16 protein-coding genes are annotated in these 17712 nt (G+C 74.1%); 9 read left to right on the top strand and 7 right to left on the bottom strand.

The window, feature by feature from the left end; all coding sequences use genetic code 11:
• Positions 1-3 precede the first annotated feature (3 nt).
• The 9 genes from BU204_RS12640 to BU204_RS12610 all read left to right on the top strand — a co-directional run bounded on the left by BU204_RS12640 (position 4) and on the right by BU204_RS12610 (position 11156).
• A complete protein-coding gene (locus BU204_RS12640; protein ID WP_075125828.1) occupies positions 4-1257 on the top strand; it encodes an ATP-grasp domain-containing protein in 1254 nt (417 codons plus the stop codon).
• Complete coding sequence (locus BU204_RS12635) at positions 1254-2549, top strand: MFS transporter (RefSeq protein WP_075125875.1); 1296 nt, start codon at positions 1254-1256, stop codon at positions 2547-2549. The genes BU204_RS12640 and BU204_RS12635 overlap by 4 nt, the downstream gene beginning before the upstream one ends.
• Positions 2546-3943: a hypothetical protein gene (locus tag BU204_RS38265; RefSeq protein WP_083661258.1), complete on the top strand. Its 1398-nt coding sequence runs from the start codon at positions 2546-2548 to the stop codon at positions 3941-3943. Before BU204_RS12635 ends, BU204_RS38265 begins: the two co-directional genes overlap by 4 nt.
• Entirely contained in the window at positions 3940-5265 is a 1326-nt protein-coding gene (locus BU204_RS12630; RefSeq protein ID WP_083661257.1) for a hypothetical protein, read from the top strand. Before BU204_RS38265 ends, BU204_RS12630 begins: the two co-directional genes overlap by 4 nt.
• A gap of 79 nt (positions 5266-5344) precedes the next feature.
• The gene (locus tag BU204_RS12625; RefSeq protein ID WP_233160128.1) at positions 5345-9049 is read left to right on the top strand and encodes an nSTAND1 domain-containing NTPase; all 3705 of its coding nucleotides are present in this window, start codon (positions 5345-5347) and stop codon (positions 9047-9049) included.
• A 62-nt stretch (positions 9050-9111) separates the two neighbouring features.
• Positions 9112-9951 carry a maleylpyruvate isomerase N-terminal domain-containing protein gene (locus BU204_RS12620; RefSeq protein WP_075125827.1) on the top strand — a complete coding sequence of 280 codons (840 nt, stop codon included), beginning with the start codon at positions 9112-9114 and terminating at the stop codon, positions 9949-9951.
• Positions 9952-10021: 70 nt separating this feature from the next.
• A complete protein-coding gene (locus BU204_RS40730; RefSeq protein ID WP_198942853.1) occupies positions 10022-10177 on the top strand; it encodes a hypothetical protein in 156 nt (51 codons plus the stop codon).
• A gap of 3 nt (positions 10178-10180) precedes the next feature.
• Positions 10181-10432, top strand: a complete 252-nt coding sequence (locus tag BU204_RS12615; protein ID WP_075125826.1) for a hypothetical protein — start codon at positions 10181-10183, stop codon at positions 10430-10432.
• Between the two features lie 31 nt (positions 10433-10463).
• Positions 10464-11156 carry a DsbA family oxidoreductase gene (locus BU204_RS12610; RefSeq protein ID WP_083661267.1) on the top strand — a complete coding sequence of 231 codons (693 nt, stop codon included), beginning with the start codon at positions 10464-10466 and terminating at the stop codon, positions 11154-11156.
• A gap of 17 nt (positions 11157-11173) precedes the next feature.
• Here BU204_RS12610 and BU204_RS12605 read toward each other — a convergent pair whose 3' ends face one another.
• The 7 genes from BU204_RS12605 to BU204_RS12575 all read right to left on the bottom strand — a co-directional run bounded on the left by BU204_RS12605 (position 11174) and on the right by BU204_RS12575 (position 17694).
• A complete protein-coding gene (locus BU204_RS12605; protein WP_075125824.1) occupies positions 11174-12049 on the bottom strand; it encodes a DMT family protein in 876 nt (291 codons plus the stop codon).
• Positions 12050-12217: 168 nt separating this feature from the next.
• Positions 12218-12676: a VOC family protein gene (locus BU204_RS12600; RefSeq protein ID WP_075125823.1), complete on the bottom strand. Its 459-nt coding sequence runs from the start codon at positions 12674-12676 to the stop codon at positions 12218-12220.
• Positions 12673-13029, bottom strand: coding sequence for a PadR family transcriptional regulator (locus BU204_RS12595; protein WP_075125822.1), 357 nt, complete (start codon positions 13027-13029; stop codon positions 12673-12675). Before BU204_RS12595 ends, BU204_RS12600 begins: the two co-directional genes overlap by 4 nt.
• A 72-nt stretch (positions 13030-13101) precedes the next feature.
• Complete coding sequence (locus tag BU204_RS12590) at positions 13102-13860, bottom strand: siderophore-interacting protein (protein ID WP_075125821.1); 759 nt, start codon at positions 13858-13860, stop codon at positions 13102-13104.
• Positions 13861-14041: 181 nt separating this feature from the next.
• Positions 14042-15463, bottom strand: a complete 1422-nt coding sequence (locus BU204_RS12585; RefSeq protein ID WP_075125820.1) for a DEAD/DEAH box helicase — start codon at positions 15461-15463, stop codon at positions 14042-14044.
• A 222-nt stretch (positions 15464-15685) separates the two neighbouring features.
• Entirely contained in the window at positions 15686-16438 is a 753-nt protein-coding gene (locus BU204_RS12580) for an SDR family NAD(P)-dependent oxidoreductase (protein WP_075125819.1), read from the bottom strand.
• A complete protein-coding gene (locus tag BU204_RS12575; RefSeq protein ID WP_075125818.1) occupies positions 16435-17694 on the bottom strand; it encodes a prolyl oligopeptidase family serine peptidase in 1260 nt (419 codons plus the stop codon). Before BU204_RS12575 ends, BU204_RS12580 begins: the two co-directional genes overlap by 4 nt.
• Between the last annotated feature and the right edge of the window lie 18 nt (positions 17695-17712).

Genomic DNA, 17712 nt, shown 5'->3' with positions numbered 1-17712 from the left:
CACATGCCACGGGTAGCCGTGATCGGCGGGCGCCTGCACGCCGTCAAGTACGCCCGCGCGCTCGACGTCGACGTCGTCCTGGTGCACGAGCCCGGCCGGTACGAGCCCGACTTCGCCGAGCACTGCGAGCGGATCGTGCACGCCCCGGTCACCGACCCCGCGGCCGTGCTCGAGGTGCTGGCGCCGCTGCACCGGGCCCGGCCGTTGGACCGCGTGCTGTGCACGACCGACCTGGGCACGGTCCCGGCCGCCGAGGTGGCCGAGGCGCTCGGCGTGCCACACACACCGGCCGCGGCGGCCCGCACGATCAAGAACAAGGCGGCCGTACGGGAGACGCTGGCGCGGCACGGCATCGACCGCGTCGCGCACCGGCTGGTCCGCGACCGCCGGGAGGCCGCCGGGTTCGTGGAGTCGGTCGGCCGCGCCGTCCTCAAGCCGGTGGACGGCTCCGGCAGCGCCGACGTCCACATCGTCACCGGGACGCTGGAGGCCGAGCTCGCCTGGAAGGCGATGGACGCCGCCGGCTACCGCGAGGCGGTCGCCGAGGAGTACCTCGACGGTCCACTCGCGACGGTCGAGGCGTTCTCCGTGGACGGTCAGCACGCCACGCTCGGCCTGACCGACGAGACCATCAACGACCACTTGGTGGAGATCGGCATCACCGCGCCGCCGAGGGTGGTCGGCCCGCACGAGGCCACCATGCGCGAGCTGACCGTCCGGCTGCTCGACGCGATCGGGGTGACCGACGGCCCCTCGCACACCGAGTTCGTCGTCACCCGCGACGGGCCCCGGCTGATGGAGACCCACAACCGGATGGCCGGGCTGGGCATCCCCGAGGTGGTCCGCCGAGCCTACGGCGTCGACGCGAACCTGCTGTTCCTCGGCGCCCCGCTCGGCCTCGTCGACCTGCCGGCCGGTCCTCCCGCCCCGCGGGGCGGGGCCGCCCTGCGGGTGTTCACCCCGACCCCGGGCAGGGTCACCGCGATCGAGGGGCTCGACGAGCTGGCCGCCGAGGGCGTCGCAGTGCGCCGGGTGGCGCCGGGGAGCCCCGTGTTCGGGTTCCCCGGGCTGTTCGAGGAGCTGGCCGAGGCCGAGGTTGGCGTGGTGTTCCCGATGCACGTCGGCGACACCGCGGTGCCGGTGCGCACCGGCTGGGACATTCGGATGGGCCTGGTCGTCGCCTCCGGAGCCGACGCCGCCCAGGCGGTGCAGCGGTGCGAACGGGTGCTGGACACCGTGCGGTGGCGGACCGCATGACCGCCACCGCCGACCGCACCGACGAGGCACCCGGGTCGCTCTGGCGCAACCAGGGGTTCCGCCGGCTGTTCACCGCAGCCACCGCCAGCACGATGGGTTCGGAGATCACCTTCGTGGCCCTCCCGCTGGTCGCGGTGATCGTGCTCGAGGCGAGCCCGGCCGAGGTCGGGGCGCTGTGGATGCTGCGGTTCGTCGCGTTCCTGACCGTCGGGCTGCCCGCGGGCGCGCTGCTGGACCGCACCAGGAAGCGCTGGGTGATGGTCACCTCGGACCTGGGCAGGGCGCTGCTGCTCGGGTCGGTGCCGGCCGCCTGGGCACTGGGCGTGCTGACGATCGAGCAGCTCTACGTCGTGTCGCTGCTGACCGGCGTCGGGAACGTGTTCTTCGACGTCGCCGCGCGCAGCTACCTGCCCGCGGTGGTCGGCCGCGACCAGCTGCTGCCGGCCAACTCCCGGCTGGGCAGCGTGGAGGCGGTCAGCTCGCTGGCCGGGCCCAGCGTGGCCGGGTACGTGGTGCAGTTCTTCGCCGCGCCGATCGCGATCCTGATCGACGCGGTCAGCTTCCTCTGGTCCGCGCTGTTCATCTCCGGGGTGCGCCAGCGCGAGCCGGAGCCGGAACGGCGGGAGCACCCGCGGCTGCTCACCGAGATCGGCGAGGGGACGCGGTTCGTCTGGCACCACCCGCTGCTGCGGCCGATCGTCGTCGCCGGGGCGCTGACCAACCTGTTCCTCACCTTCGCCATCGTCGCCGCACCGCTGGTGCTGGTCCGCGAGCTCGGGCTCGGCGGCGGCGCGGTCGGGGTGTTCTTCACCTTCGGAGGTCTCGGTGTGCTCCTGGGGGTGTCCACCGCGACCTGGGTGTGCCGGCGGCTGGGAGCCGGGCAGTCGCTGTGGATCCTGGGCATCGTCGGGATCCCGTTCGGCTTCCTGGTGCCGATGATGGACGTCGGCGGCTGGCAGTGGGTGGCCTCGGCGGCCTGGACGGTGATCATCTTCCGGGTCGGGCACAACAACGTCGTGCTGGTCAGCTTCCGCCAGCGGGTCACCCCCGACCGCCTGCTGAGCAGGATGAACGCGACCATGCGGTTCGTGATGAACGGCATGGAGGCGGTCGCCGCCCTCCTCGCCGGCGTGATCGCCACCTTCCTCGGGGTGCGCACGGTCATGTGGATCGCCGCCGTGGGGCTCGCCGTGGCCTGGCTGCCCGTCCTGTTCTCGCCCCTGCGCTCCATGACCTCACTCGACAGCGACTACCCGGGCGCGGAAGCGCCGGAGAGGACCGAGCCGGCATGACCGACACCGCCATCACCGACAGCGCTGGGACTGACAGCGCCGTGACGACCGACCGGGTGACCGACGCCTACCTGCGGCGCTGCCTGGCCGGCGACCGCGGGCTGCTGGACGCCGTCGCCCGGGCGCCGTTCGGCCAGGCCTTCCTCGCGGCCAACGGCGACCAGCTCCTGCCGCGGCCGCTGTTCCTCGCCGAGGAGACGGTCGGCAGGTTCAGCGCCGACCTGGCCGTGTTCTTCGACCTGCTGACCTCGCTGCCCGAGCGCCTGTTCGACGGGGACACCGCCGGTTACTGCGCGGCCCTGGGCATGGAACGCCGGCGCGCGGCGATCCTGTCCCGCCACCCTGGCCGACCGGAGCGGTACGGCCGGGTCGACGCCTACCACGACGGGGAGTCGTTGCGGCTGCTGGAGTTCAACATCGGCAGTGCCCAGGGCGGCATCGACCGCTCGGAGATCGGGCGGATGCTGCTGCGGGTCGACGCGTTCGCCGAGTTCGCCGCGGAGCACGGGCTGGTCCACGTGCACACGGGGGAGAAGGTCGCGCGGTTGTACCGGGAGGCCGCGCGCGAGCTGACCGGCGGCGCCGACCCGGTCGTGGGCTTCGTCGAGTCCGACTCCGGGTTCGGCCCCTACGAGGCGGTCGCGGAGTCCTATGTGGAGATGATGGCGGCCCAGGGGCTGGAGGTGGTGCTGGGCACGGTTGGCGAGCTCACCGAGCGCGACGGTCGGCTCTTCCTGCACGGCAGGCGGATCGACCTGATCCAACGCCACTTCACCGAGAACGAGATGGTCACCGAGCCGGGCGTGGCACGGGCCGCCGAGCGGGTCTTCCGCGCCCACGACGCGGGCCGGGTCGTGCTGTGGACGTCGTTGCGGAGCTCGCTCTACCACAACAAGGCCGCGCTGGCACTGATGTCCGACAGCCGTCTGCGGGACGCGTTCACCGCCGAGGAGGCCGAGCTGGTCGACCGGGTGCTGCCCTGGACGCGGTTGCTCACGCCCGGGGAGACCGAGGCCGGCGGGGAGACGGTCGACCTGCTCGGGTACTGCCGCGAGCACCGGGAGTCGCTGATTCTCAAGCCCCAGCGCAGTTTCCGGGGACAGGGCATCGTCGCCGGCTGGGCCACCGGCGACCAGAACTGGGCCGACGCGCTCGCCGACGGTGTCGAGCAGGGGGCGCTGGTCCAGCGCCGCGTCGTCCGCCGGGCCGAACAGGTGGTGCTCCCCGAGACCGGCGAGGTCGAGGAGTACGCCGCGACCTGGGGGGTCTACCTCGTCCCGGACGGCTACGCGGGGTGCAGCCTGCGGACGATGCCGATCGACGACGAGGTCGCCCGGCACGCGCCGACCCGCCGCGCGGGCGCGGTCTTCCAGTTCCCGGCCGGTGCGTCGTGACCGGGCAGCTCGACCCGGTGACCGCCGAGTACAACCGCCGCTGCGCGGCCGGTGACCGCGCGCTCGCCGAGTCGATGAGCCGCGCGCGCCTGCCACCCGCCCTGGTCGCCTCCATGCGCGACCGGTTCCTGCCCCGTCCGTTCTTCATCCCGCGGCCGGAGATACTCGGCCTGGCCGACCGGGTGGTGGCGTTGCTCGACCTGCTGCTCTCGGTGCCGGACCGGTTCTTCGGCGGGGACCGGGAGCGGTACGCCCGCGCGGTGGGGATGGACCCGCGCCGGGCGGGCTACCTCGCCCCGTTCACCGGCCGGCCCGAGCTGTACGGCCGGGCCGACCTGTACCACGACGGCGAGTCCCTGCGGCTGCTGGAGCTGAACGTCGGCAGCGCGCTCGGCGGGCTGGACCGGGCACAGATCTCCGCGGCGCTGCTGGAGGTGCCGGCCTTCCACGCGTTCGCCGCCGAGCACGGCCTCGGCTTCGTGGACACGGGCGTCCGGGTGGACCGGGCACTGCGCGCCGCCGCTGCGCCCCTGTGCGGCGGACGCTCGCCGCTGGTGGCCTTCGTGGACGGCAACGGGGCGATGGCGCCCTACCTGCACCTGGCGACGTCGTTCCAGGAGATGCTGGCCGGCTTCGGTGTCGAGGTCCTGCTGGCCGAGCTGGGCGACGTCGGCTTCGCGGGCGGGCGGGCGACGGTGCACGGCCGGCCGGTGGACGTGGTGCTGCGTTACTTCGGCGTCGGCGACGTTCTCGACGACCCGGCCGGGCTGCGCGTGGTGGACTCGCTGGTGCGGGCGGACGCCGAGGGCGCGGTGGTGCTGTTCAGCTCGCTGGCGGGGGAGCTGTACAACAACAAGCGGTCGCTGGCGCTGCTCGCGGAGCTGCGGGGGGAGCTGACCGAGGACGAGGTGGCGCTGGCCGACGAACTGCTGCCGTGGACCCGCACGATGACGCCCGACCTGCTCGAGCACTGCCTGGCCCACGGCGCGGAGCTGATTCTCAAGCCCGGCGCGGACTTCGGCGGCCAGGGCATCGTCGCGGGCTGGCAGACCGATGAGCTGGACTGGAAACGAGCCCTGACAGCGGCCGTCGACCAGGGCGCGATCGTGCAGCGCCGCGTGGTTCCGCGCGCCGAGCCGGTCCTCGACCCGGCCACCGGACGGAGCCGGGACTGGCACGCCGTCTGGGACTGCTTCCTCACGCCCGAGGGCTATGCGGGATCCCACATCCGCGCCCTGCCAGCCGGCGCCGACGCGGTGATCGGCATGGGCGTCACCGAGGCCGCCCGCACCACCGGCATCTTCTACTACGACGGGGTGTGAGGCCGCCGTTGTTCACCATCGACAGTGGTTTGCGTGAACAACAAAACCCGGAAGAATGGCCGCCGGGGGTGTTTGGGGGATGCCACGACGTGAACGCCCACTGGACGTGGGCGACAGCGCCCTGCTGCGCTTCGCGCGGGATCTGAGATCGCTGCGGGAGCGGGCGGGGCGGTTGACCTACCGGGAGCTGAGCGCCCGGGCGCACTACTCGGAGGCGGCGCTCTCGCAGGCCGCCGGGGGGCGCAGGCTGCCGAGCCTGCCGGTGACGCTGGCCTACGTGCGGGCGTGCGGCGGCGACGAGGAGGAATGGGAACGGCGCTGGCACGAGGTGGCTGTCGCCGCCATCCCACCGTCCACACCGGACGACGCGGCCGACTCACCCTACGTGGGACTGGCCGCGTTCCAGGCCGAGGACGCCGAGCGGTTCTTCGGCCGGGAACGCGTGGTCGACCAGCTCGTCGACCGGGTCTCCCGGCAGCGCGTCGTGGTGGTCGTCGGCGCGTCGGGGGCCGGGAAGTCCTCGCTGCTGCGCGCGGGCCTGGTGCCCCGGGTGCCACACGCCGTGGTGTTCACGCCGGGCGCCCACCCGCTCGAGGAGTGCGCGGTCCAGCTGACCCGCTATCTCGGCGCCGAGATTCCCGCGCCGGCCAACGGCGACCGGCGCGCTCTGCACCGCGCCGTACGCCTGGCGGCTCCGGAGCAGGAGCTGGTCGTGGTCGTCGACCAGTTCGAGGAGGTCTTCACGCTCTGCCAGGACCCGGACGAGCGGCGCCGGTTCGTCGACCAGCTGGTCACCGCCGCCAGCACCTGGGGCAGCGCCTGCCGGGTGGTGTTCGGGGTGCGGTCGGACTTCCACGGGCACTGCACGGCCTACCCCGCCCTGGTGGAGGCGATGAACCAGGGCCAGGTCACGGTCGGCCCGATGACCAGCGAGGAGCTGCGCGCCGCTGTGGTCCAGCCGGCCGTGCGTGCCGGCCACTCGGTGGAGACCGCGCTGCTGACCGAGCTCGTCACCCGCGCCGACGGCCAGGCGGGCGCGCTGCCGCTGCTGTCCCACGCGCTGCTGGAGACCTGGCGACGCCGACGCGGGAACACCCTGACAATGAAGGGCTTCCAGGCCGCCGGCGGGTTCGAGGGGGCGCTGGCGCGCACCGCCGAGTCGGTGTTCGACCGGCTCAGCGAGCCGCAGCGCGAGGTCGCGCGGTCGCTGTTCACCCGGCTCACCGCGCTCGGCGAGGGAACCGAGGACACCAAGCGGCGCATCCCGCGCGACGAGCTGGACGAGGACCGGGACACCGCACGCGTCCTCGAGGAGCTGACCGAGCACCGGCTGGTGACGCTCGACCGGGACCGGGTGGAGATCTCGCACGAGGCCCTGATCCGCTGCTGGCCCCGGCTGCGTGCCTGGCTCGCGGAGGACCGGGACGGCTTGCGCGCCCACCGCGACCTGTCCGATGCGGCCGCCGTCTGGCACGCACTGGACCGCGACCGCGGCGCGCTGCTGCGGGGTGCCCGCCTCCAGCCGGTGCGTGAGTGGCTGGACCGCCCGCCGCACCCACTCACCGCCCGGGAGTCGGACTTCCTCGCCGCGAGCCTCGCCGCCGAGGCCACCGAGCTCGCGGCGGCCCGGCGGAGCAGCCGGCGGCTGCGGCAGCTGGTCGCGCTGCTCACGGTGCTGCTGGTGGTCACCGCCGGGGTCGGCGCCGTGGCCGTGCGCTCCGGGGCGGAGTCCACGCGGCAGCGCAACACCGTGGTCTCGCAGAAGGTCGCCGGGGAGGCGCGGGAGCTGCGCGGCTCGGACCCGGCGCTGGCAGCACAGCTTGCCTTGGCCGCCTACCGGCTCGCCCCCACCGCCGAGGCCCGCGGCGCCATGCTCGGCTCGTTCACCCCCGCCTACGCCACGCGCCTCGCCGCCCACCAGGACAACGTCAACGCCGTGGCCTTCACCCCGGCCGAACGCCTGCTCGCCACCGCCAGCCGGGACCGGACGGCACGGCTCGTCGACGTGGCCGACCCCCACCACCCGCGCGAACGGGCCACGCTCAGCGGGCACACCGGCAACGTCGTCGGCGTCGCGTTCAGCCCGGACGGCGCGGTGGTGGCCACGGCCAGCTGGGACCGCACCGCCCGCCTGTGGGACACCGCCACCGGCGCGCTGGTCGCGACCGTGCCCGGCCATGCCGACGGCGTCAACGCCGTCGCCTTCGCCCCGGACGGGCGGTTGCTGGCCACGGCGAGCACCGACCGCACCGTTCGCCTCTGGGACCTCAGCGACCTCCACCGGCCCCGGCCGCTGCCCGCCCTGGCCCGGCACGGCGACGCGGTGACCGCCCTGGCCTTCGCCCCGTCCGGGAAGGTGCTGGCCACCGCCGGCTGGGACGGGGTCACCAGCCTCTGGCCCCTCACCGAGCGCGGCGCCGGCCCCGGGCGTCGGCTGCTCGGACACGTCGGACCCGTACACGCGGTCGCTGTCAGCCCCGACGGCCGCGAGGTGGCGACCGGCGGCGAGGACCACACCGTCCGGCTGTGGCCGGTGGGCGAACCGGGCGGCGCCCGGGTGCTGGTGGGGCACAGCGACGCGGTCCGCGCGGTGGCGTTCGACCCCACCGGGCGTCGGCTGGTGAGCGGGGGAGCCGACCACGCGGTGCGGCTGTGGGACCGCGCCGACCCGGCCGAGCCCCTGGTGCTCGGCGGCCACACCGCCGCCGCGGTGGGCGCGGTCTTCCTCGGCGGCACGGGCCTGGCCACCGCCGGGGACGACCACACCGTGCGGTTGTGGGACCTGCCCGGCTCGATGCTCGCCGGGCATCGCGACTCGGTCTACGCCGTCGCCGTCGCCCCGTCCGGCCGCCTGGTCGCTACCGCCGGCTACGACCGCACCGTGCGGTTGTGGGACAGGACCACCGGCGAGGCGCTCGCCGTCCTGCGTGGACCGGCCGGGGCGGTGAACGCGTTGGCGTTCAGCCCCGACGCGCGGACGCTGACCGGCGCCGGCGCGGACCACCTGGCGCACCGCTGGGAGGTTCGCGACCCGCGGCGGCCGCGCCGGCTGCCGCCACTGGCCGGGCACACCGACGCGGTGAACGCGGTCGCCGTCAGCCCGGACGGACGGCTGCTGGCGACCGGCGGTACCGACCGCGTCATCAGGTTGTGGGACGCCGCGCGCGGAGTACTCCGCGGCGTCCTGAAAGGACATACGGACTCGGTGCAGTCGCTCGCGTTTGGACCGGACGGCCGGGTGCTCGCCAGCGGGTCGGCCGACTTCTCGGTCCGCCTGTGGGATCCGGTGGAGCGTCGGGCCACGGCGGCGCTGGTGGGCCACACCCACGCGGTGAAGTCCGTCGCGTTCCGGCCGGACGGCCGGGAGCTGGCGAGCGGGGGCGCCGACCACACCGTGCGCCTGTGGAACGTCGCCACCGCGACCGCGTCCGCCCGGCTGACCGGTCACGCCGACACCGTGCACGCCGTCGCCTACGCGCCCGACGGCCGCTCGCTGGCCAGCGCCAGCGCCGACCGTGGCGTGCGCCTCTGGCGGCTCGGCGACCGAACCGAGGCGGCGACGCTCACCGGCCACGGCGACCGGGTCTACGCGCTGACGTTCGTCCCAACCGGACAGACGTTGCTCACCGCGAGCGGCGACCGCACCGTCCGCCTGTGGGAGGTCGACGAGCACCACGCGGCCCGGCGGATCTGCGACACGGTCTCCCCGCCGCTGGACGAGCGGAGCTGGAACCAGTACTTCGCCGGGGTGGAGTACCAGCCGGTCTGCCCGGCCCGGCCCTGACGCGCGGCCATCGAGCACGTCAGGAGATCCGGGTGGGCCGCCGGCGCGGATAGCCTGCTGGTGTGCCAGTCACCCAGGAGAGTTGGAAGGCGACCCGGGTCGCGATCGCGGACACCACGGACCGGTTCGCCGAGCTCGTGGTCCGCAGCGATCCCGCGGCGATGGCGACACCGGACTGGTCGGTGGCCGTGACCGCGGCCCACGTGGCCTCCCTCGCGTGGATGAACACCGGGCTGGTCGGCCCCGACGCGCGGCCGTCGGTGGCGGCGGTCGAGGACGCGTTGCTCGGCTGCACCGTCGACACGGTGGCCGAGTTCAACCGGCGTGCCCTCGAGGTGTTCACCGAGCGGGACCCCCGCGTGCTCGTCACCCGGCTGCGCGCCGACGTCGACCACGTCCTGGCCGCGACCGAGGACACCGACCCGACCAGAACCGTGACCTGGCTCGGCGGCTCGCAGCTGCCGATCATCGGCATGCTCGCCCACCTGGTGAACGAGCTGCTGATCCACGGCCACGACATCGCCAGGGCGACCGGAGCCGACTGGGAGATCCCGGCGGCCGACGCCGCGCTGTTCTTCGAGGCGTTCTTCGTCGAGCTCCTGCGGCGCGACATCGGCGACCTGCTGGCCAACGACGAGCCGCCCCGCGAGCGGCGGATCGCCGTGGAGTTCCGCTCCGACCACACCACGCCGGTCACCCTGGTCCTGCACCGGGGAGAGGTGTCGGTCGAGGAACCGGGCGGCCCGACCGACGTCCGGATCCGCTTCGACCCGGCGACGGTCAACCTGATGCTGTTCCACCGGATCAGCAAGGCACGGGCCGTGCTCAGCGGCAGGGTGCTCGCCTGGGGCCGCCGGCCGTGGCTGCTGCCCGCGTTCCTCAGGACCGTCCGCTGTCCGTGAGCGCCCGTTTGGCCGGCGCCACCGGGGGTACCTCGCGGCAGGAGACCAACGGACGAAGCAGGTGAGGGGCTTGACCCAGGCGTACCCCGAGCAGTTCCCACTCAGTGCCGACCAGGAGTCCGACCAGGACCCGGAGAAGTTCGCCCAGGAGGCGGGGGTGGACCCCACCGCCCAGGAGGTGGACGAGTACCGGGAGATGCTCGGCGACTCGCCCACGGAGGACTGAGTCGTGGCCGCCATCGACCGGGCCGACGTGCGCCGGCTGCTCGAGTCCGAGGACGACACGGTGCTGGTGTACGTCCGCGGCGAGGCCCGCGTCGTGCCAGCCGGAAGCGAGGACGACGAGCTGCGCGGCGCCCTGCACCTCACGTCGCGCCGCGAGGTCCTCGACCAGCTCGGCGGCCGGGTCCCCAACTCGGACGCGGAGCTCGACCGCGTCGCCGCCGGCCTGAGCACGGCGCTGGGCCAGCTCGGCGGCTGAGCCGCCGGCCAGGACAGGAGGGGTGACCGGCGTGGGCGCACCGGAGGTCCGGGACGGCACGATCGTCGTCTACAGCGACATCGCCTGCCCGTGGGCGACGGTGGCGATCGCCCGCCTGCTGCGGGCGAGGACCGAGTTCGCGCTGGACGAGGACGTGCACCTGGACCACCGGTCGTTCCTGCTCGAGGACGTCAACAGTGCCCCGGTCGCCAAACGCGTCGTGGACGCCGAGCTGCCCGTCGTCCAGGCGCTCGAGCCCGAGCTGGGCTGGACGAGCTGGCAGGGCGACCCGTCGACCTGGCCGGTCACCGCGGCGCCGGCGAACGAGGCGGTGCACGCGGCGAAGCGGCAGTCGCTGCGGGCGGCCGAGGAGCTGGACCTGGCGCTGCGGCTGGCCTTGTTCCGGGACAGCCGCTGCATCGCGCTGCGCCACGAGATCCTGGACGTCGCCTCGTCGTGTCCGAGCGTGGACGTCGAGGCCCTCGGCGCCGCGCTCGACGACGGCAGCGCCCGCGCGACGATGATGCGGGACTACCGCGAGCACCGCGACGCCGTGCGGGGCAGCCCTCACCTGTTCTTCGCCGACGGCTACGAGGTGCACAACCCGGGCGTCGAGCTGCGCTGGCCGGACGGGCCGGGCACCGGCTCCCCGGTGGTCGAGCGCGACGACCCCGAGGTGTACGGCGACCTGGTACGCCGTGCGGTGATGGGCAGCAAGGCCTGACGCGGCCGGCGCGCGCTCTACGTGGCGGCCGGGACGTCCTCGCGGGGTGGGAGGGGCGCCGGCTCGGTGGCCGCCGCGTCACGGGCGCGGGCGAGCTGGGACACGCCGAACGCGGCGAGCACCGCGCAGACGACGGCGAGGACGATCTCGACCGGGGTCGTCGCCAGGTGCTCGCCCAGCAGGCCGACGCCGATCGCGGTAGCGGCGGCGGGGTTGGCCAGGTTGGTCACGGCCAGCGGCGCGCCGAGCCCGTGCCGGTACGAGCGCTGGGTCAACACGGTCGCGACGACCGCGAAGACCGCGATGCCGATCACCGCGACGACCGTGCCGGGGCGCAGCAGCACCCCCGCTCCCTCGTCACCGACGGTCACCACCACGGTCTGGCACAGCGTCGAGCAGACGGCGTAGGCCAGGCCGCCGGCCACCGCCTCCCACAGGGACGACGCGCCCGCGCGTCGTCCCTGCAGGCCGAGCAGCGTGACGACCGCCGTCGTGGCCACGAGCAGTGCGGTGAGCTCGGTGGAGGTGAGCGTCTCGGTGTCGCCGGCCGTCGTGATGATCAGCGCCAGGCCGGCGAGGCCGATCACCGTGTTCACCATCCCGCCGAGCTCCAGGCGGGTCAGCTGGCGCTGGGCGGTCATGGCGGCCAGGGGGACCGCGATGACCAGGGTGAGCACCCCGAGGGGCTGGATGAGCGAGAGCGGACCGAAGGCCAGCGACGTGACGTGCAGCGCCGCGCCGAGCGCGTTGAGCCCGAGCGCCACCCACAGCTGCGGGACGCGGGCCAGCTCCAGGACCGTGAGATGGGTGTAGCGGGCCTGGATGAGGGCCGCGGTCGCGTACGCGATGGCGCACGCGACGCACAGGGCGACGGCGATGATCAGGTCGGTCATGACAAGCGGTGGTCCATCTCTCGGTTCGCCCGACGGAACGGGGGTGGTGAAGCGTCCTCGTTGGACGTGCCGAGGCCCGTGCCGGTGGGCCGGGACGCTCGCCGCAGCCTAACCGTCCGGCCCGCCCGACGTGGGCGGTTCGCAACGAGCGTCACGCCGAGTTTCTGATCACCCTTGACCGGCGTTGTAGGCGTCCGCCTGGGCGCGGAGCTCGGAGGGTGCCGGGTCCTCACGCGGCGTCGCGACCGACCACCGGTGGCCGGCGGGGTCGCGCAGGATGCCGTAGCGGTCCCCCCAGAACGCGTCCTGGACGGGGAGCTCGACGGTGGCCCCGGCCTCGACCGCACGCTCGAACACCGCGTCCGCATCGGCCACGTACAGGTGCATCGTGACCGAGGTGCCGCCAAGCGAGGTCGGTGCGAGGTGGCCTTGCTCGGGGAACTCGTCGTGGAGCAGCAGCCGGGTGCCGTGCACCAGCAGCTCGCAGTGCAGGACCCGCTTGCCGTCGGCCGCGGGGTTGCGCACCAGCTCGTCCGCGCCGAACGCCTCGCGGTAGAAGCGCACGGCCGCGTCGGCGTCCGCGACGATCAGCTGGACGGTGATCGGGGGGAAGTCGGTCAGCGTCATGGGGTGTGCTCGTCCTCTCTCGGGGTCGGGGCGTCCTCGAGCAGGCCGGCCTCGGTGGCCAGCGCCACCAGGTCGGCCAGCCGCCGGGTCTCGGCACGGGCGGCGGACCGACCGGCCGGCGTCAGCGAGTAGACGCGCCGCCGTTCGTCGTCGGTGTCGGAGCCGGACTCCTCGACCCAGCCGGCGACCCGCATCCGCTGCAGCGAGCGGTAGAGCGTGCCCGCGCCCAACCGCACGCGGCCGTCGGTCATCCGCTGGACCTCCTGCCCCAGCCCGTAGCCGTGCCGCGGTACCCGGCTCAGGGCGACCAGCAGCACGAACACCGCCGGTGTCGGTGGTTCCGGGCTCGTCATGCGGTTCGGCTCCAACTCGTACCAGGAGTACTGTATCCGGGGTGGATATAGTTGGGCAGCGTAGCCCGAAGCTCAGCCGGCGCGCCAGTAGCCGCAGAAGTAGATCCGCTCCTTGGCCAGGCCGCGGTCCTTCACCAGGTGCCGCCGCACGCCGGTGGCCAGGGCGGACTCCCCGGCAACCCAGACGTAGGGGACGCCCTCGGGCAGCTCGAGCGCCCGCACGGCGGCCACCGCCGGCTCGCCGCGGACCGCGTCGCGGCGGTGCAGCCAGCTGACCGACGTGCCCGGCGGGATGGCCAGCGGCAGCTCGTCGAGCGCGTCGGCGACCTCGATCAGCACCACGGCCGGGCAGGTCAGCTGTTCGAGGATGGCGGCGATCGCGGGCACCGCCGCCTCGTCGCCGACCAGCAACTGCCAGGTCGTGTCGGCCGGCGGCGCGTAGTCCGCGCCGTCGCTGAGCACGCCGATCCGGTCGCCGGGGGCGGCGCCGGCCGCCCAGGTCGAGCCGGGTCCGGACTCGAGGCCGTGCCCGTGCAGCACGAAGTCGATGTCCAGCTCCCGGCGCACCGGGTCGTGGCGCCGGACGGTGTAGTTGCGCAGGACCGGGCGGGTCGCCTCGGGCATGGCGCACAGCTCGGGCCACCAGTCGGAGGTGGCCGGGAGGGGCGGCGCGCCCGGGCCGGTGGGCAGGAACAGCCGCACCAGCTGGTCGGGCCCCACGTGGGCGAAGGAGTGCAGCTCCTCGCCTGCCAGCGTGATCCGGACCATGCGCTCGGTCAGCGACCTGGTGGCGGTCACCGTGGCCATCATCGGACGCTGGGCAGTGGTCATCGCGAGCCTCCTCAGTTCTTTGCTGAGGCTACCCTTAGTTCGATTGGCGCCATGATCGGGTGCGCTGGCCGGCGCGACCCACGGGCGTGACAGGGTTCGGCCTCATGGCGACCGGTTTCCTGCGCGACGCGTTGTCACCGCGGCCGTGCTGGCTTTCTAGCGGGGTTGCCCGCGGGGCGGCTCAGCGGCGGGAACGTCGGGCGGTGCGCGTTCCCGCCGAGAACGCCGCGATTCCGGCGGTCTTCGGTGTGGCGGTCGGCTCGGCGCCGGTCGCCGTGGGTCGTTTCCGCGGGGTCTTCCTCGGCTGGGCTGTGGTGCCGTGGGGTCGCGCGCGCCGGCGCGAGGGCTCGGTCGGCGCAGCTGCCGGGCTGGGCGCGACATAGCTGCGCTCCCCGGGCGCGAGTTGGGTGAGCAGCGGATGGCCCGGGCGAAGGCGGGTGACGGTGGCGGTGATGCCGGCCTTGCGGGTGAGGTCGCGGACATCGGCGACCTGCGGGTCGGTCATCAGGGTGACGACGGTGCCGGACGCTCCAGCTCGTGCGGTGCGCCCCGAGCGGTGCAGGTATGCCTTGTGCTCCGTCGGCGGGTCGGCGTGGATCACCAGCGCGACGTTGTCCACGTGGATACCGCGGGCGGCGATGTCGGTGGCGACCAGAGTGGCGGCGCTGCCCTCGGCGAAGGCGAGCAGGTTGCGCGCGCGGGCCGACTGGCCGAGGTTGCCGTGCAGTTCGACGGCGGGAACTCCCTCGGCGACGAGTTGACGGGTGAGCTTCGTGGCACCCCGCTTCGTGCGGGTGAACACCAGCGTGCGCCCGGGGGCGGCGGTCAGGTCGACCAGTACCGGGAGCCGGGCCGCCGGTGGTACATGCAGCACGTGGTGGGTCATGGTCGCGACCGGTGAGGCGACCGAGTCGACGCTGTGGGTCACCGGTTGCCGCAGGAAGCGCCGAACCAGCACGTCGACCCCGGCGTCGAGGGTGGCGGAGAAGAGCAGACGCTGACCGTCGCGGGGTGTCTGGCCGAGCAGCCGGGTGACCTCCGGCAGGAAGCCGAGGTCGGCCATGTGGTCGGCCTCGTCCAGCACGGAGATCTCCACGGCGTCGAGCCGGGCGTGGCCGGACGCGACGTGGTCGGCGAGCCGACCGGGGCAGGCGATGAGCACATCGACGCCGGCGCGAAGCCCCGCGATCTGCGGGCCGGGACGTACCCCGCCGTAGACGGTCATGGCGCGCAGGGACAGCGCGTCGGCCAGCGGGGCGATCGACGCCGCGATCTGGTCGACCAGCTCCCGGGTGGGCGCGAGAACCAGCGCCCTGGGCCGGCCGGGACGCCGCGTGGCGGTGCTGGTGGCGAGCCGTGCGAGCACGGGTAGCGCGAACGCGTAGGTCTTGCCCGAGCCGGTCCGGCCACGGCCCAGCACGTCACGGCCGGCCAGGGAGTCGGGCAGCGTCGCCGCCTGGATGGGGAACGGACTGAGGATGCCCTGGGCCGTCAGGGCCGTGACCAGCCTCGCCGGGACACCCAGCTGCGCGAAGGTGACATCGCCGGTCGCCGAGCTGTCGGAAGGGGAAGGGGAAACGCGATGAGGGCGGCGTGCCGCCATGAGTACTCCGAAACGTCGATGGGTCGTCCTGCCCGGCGCGGATCCACCTGGACCGCGGCGCGTGGTGGTCGACTGAGAAAAGGGGCCCGAGGCAGAACTGGGCGGGCCGCCGTGGTCACCGTACACCCTCCCGCGCCCGGTCAGCCGCTCGCGGGTCGGCTGGTGGGTGTCGGGATACGGGCCGGGCGGTGGGCGGCGCCGACGACGCCGAGAGTGGCTCGGTCAGCGGAGGTAGGAGGCCCCGTTGACGTCGAGGACCGCGCCGGTGGACCAGCGGGCGGCCGGCGAGGCGAGGTAGACGACGGCGGCGGCGACCTCCTCCGGGGTGGCCACCCGGCCGTACGGGCTCTGCGCGCGGATCGCGGCTCCGCTTTCCCCGGCGAGCCGGTCGGCGACCCGGTCGGTCTCGACGAAACCGGGTGCGACCGAGGCCACCGCGATGCCGTACGGGGCGAGGGACACGGCGAGCGACTGACCGAGGGCGTGCAGGCCGGCCTTGCTCGCGCCGTACGCGGGGGCGTCCGGCTCGCCGCGGTAGGCGCCGCGGGAGCCGACGTTCACGATCACGCCCTCGGCACCCCGCTCGATGAGCCGGCGCGCGACGCGGTAGCTGAGGTTGGCCGCGCCGAGCAGGTTCACCGCGAGCGTGTCGCGCCAGGCTTGCTGCCAGGCCTCGTAGTCGACGTCGGGCACCGCGTAGCCGGCCGTCACGACCGCGGCGTTGTTCACCAGCACCCCCACGCCGCCGAGTGCGGTGTCCGCGTCCCCGGCCAGGTCCGCTACCTGGTTCGGATCGGCCAGGTCGCCCGAGACCAGCGCGTGTCCCTCGCCGGGCAGCTCGGCGAGGGTCCGCTCGGCCTCGGCGCGCCGCGCCGAGTAGTGCACCGCCACCCGGTCGCCCGCACCGGCGAACGCGCGCGCGATGGCCCGCCCGATCCCGCCGGACGCCCCGGTGACGAGGACTCCCCGGCTCACCGGCGGCGTTGGCGGGCCATCCACGACCAGAGGTCGGTCCCGCCGATGCTCGGGTGGTTGCGGGCCACGTAGATCCAGGACCAGTGGCCGGGGAACCGGTAGCCGTTCCAGACGACCTGGTCGTAGAGCGTCATCAGGGAGCCGGGGATGAGCTCGTGCGCGTGGACGGTGTTGGCCTGCGGGTCCACCGTGGTGTCGTCGCGGGAGGTGACCAGCCAGGTGGGAGTGCTGATCGCGGCCAGCTCGCTGTCGGGGACCAGCGGCGGGGTGCCGGGCTGGCGGGGGGCGACCACGCCGCACACCGGTACCGACGCCGCGAACAGGGTGGGGTAGACCGTGGTCAGCTTCAGGCTCATGTAGCCGCCGTTGCTGGCACCGGCCACGCAGACGCGTCCGCGATCGACGGGGCGGCTGCGGACGACCTCGTTGATGATCTCGGCGATGAGCGGGGCGAAGCCGGGCCCGTCCTGCATCCAGGCGGAGGTGCTCTGCGGGACGACGACGTGGGCGCCGCCGAAGATCCGTTGTGCCGCCCGGGTGGCGAAGCCGAGCGCGCCGCGGTTGGCGCGCAGCGTGGTCTCGTTGTCGTAGTAGCCGTCCGGCAGCGAGGCACCCTCACCTCCGCCGTGCAGCCAGACGACCAGCGGACGCCGGCCGTGCCGGGGCGAGCGGGTGGGGGAGTAGAGCCGGTACTTCATGCCCGAGGCGGAGACGTGGTAACCGAAGGCGTCGACCTCGGGGTTGACCAGCCGGCCCTGGACGAAGCGCGAGATCGTGACCGGCCGCCCGCCGCGCAGGAGGATCGGGGAGTTCTGCGTGATCGTGTAGACGAGGTCGAGCCGGACGTTGCGGCCCCTGCTCACCAGGTACCCGAGGGTGCCGCCACCGACCTGGCCCTCGCCGTGGCTCAGCGTGAGGACGACGTCCCCGCGGCGGTCGAGCCGGATGTCGGTCACCGGGCGGTCGAGGTCGTAGCCCACGGCCTGACCGCCGGTGGGGATCGGGCTGGTGGCCGTGGCGTGGACGCTGAACGTGCTGGTCGTCAGGCTCGCCGGATCGATCCGCCCGAGCCGGGAGGTGTCCAGGGTGACCGAGGTGACCTGCTCACCCCCGTCGAGGGTCGTCGCGTCGAGGACGAAGCCCACGCTGGTCGCCTGGCCGCCTTCCGCGTGGGCGGGGGCGGCGGGCAACGCCAGCCCCGCGGCCCCACCCGCACCGGCGACCAGAACACTTCGACGACTGATCACGTTGGCCATGCGGACTCCTTTGTCGGA

The sequence above is a fragment of the Actinophytocola xanthii genome, assembly GCF_001921205.1.
GTDB lineage: Bacteria > Actinomycetota > Actinomycetes > Mycobacteriales > Pseudonocardiaceae > Actinophytocola > Actinophytocola xanthii.
Note: the sequence above shows the minus strand (reverse complement) of the source record. Positions and strands in the feature narration are given on the sequence as shown.

Coding starts and splice junctions, on each gene's coding strand:
- BU204_RS12640 (WP_075125828.1), top strand. CDS start 4: ATGCCACGGGTAGCCGTGATCGGCGGGCGCCTGCACGCCGTCAAGTAC.
- BU204_RS12635 (WP_075125875.1), top strand. CDS start 1,254: ATGACCGCCACCGCCGACCGCACCGACGAGGCACCCGGGTCGCTCTGG.
- BU204_RS38265 (WP_083661258.1), top strand. CDS start 2,546: ATGACCGACACCGCCATCACCGACAGCGCTGGGACTGACAGCGCCGTG.
- BU204_RS12625 (WP_233160128.1), top strand. CDS start 5,345: ATGCCACGACGTGAACGCCCACTGGACGTGGGCGACAGCGCCCTGCTG.
- BU204_RS12605 (WP_075125824.1), bottom strand. CDS start 12,049: ATGACCGACCTGATCATCGCCGTCGCCCTGTGCGTCGCGTGCGCCATC.
- BU204_RS12600 (WP_075125823.1), bottom strand. CDS start 12,676: ATGACGCTGACCGACTTCCCCCCGATCACCGTCCAGCTGATCGTCGCG.
- BU204_RS12595 (WP_075125822.1), bottom strand. CDS start 13,029: ATGACGAGCCCGGAACCACCGACACCGGCGGTGTTCGTGCTGCTGGTC.
- BU204_RS12590 (WP_075125821.1), bottom strand. CDS start 13,860: ATGACCACTGCCCAGCGTCCGATGATGGCCACGGTGACCGCCACCAGG.
- BU204_RS12585 (WP_075125820.1), bottom strand. CDS start 15,463: ATGGCGGCACGCCGCCCTCATCGCGTTTCCCCTTCCCCTTCCGACAGC.
- BU204_RS12575 (WP_075125818.1), bottom strand. CDS start 17,694: ATGGCCAACGTGATCAGTCGTCGAAGTGTTCTGGTCGCCGGTGCGGGT.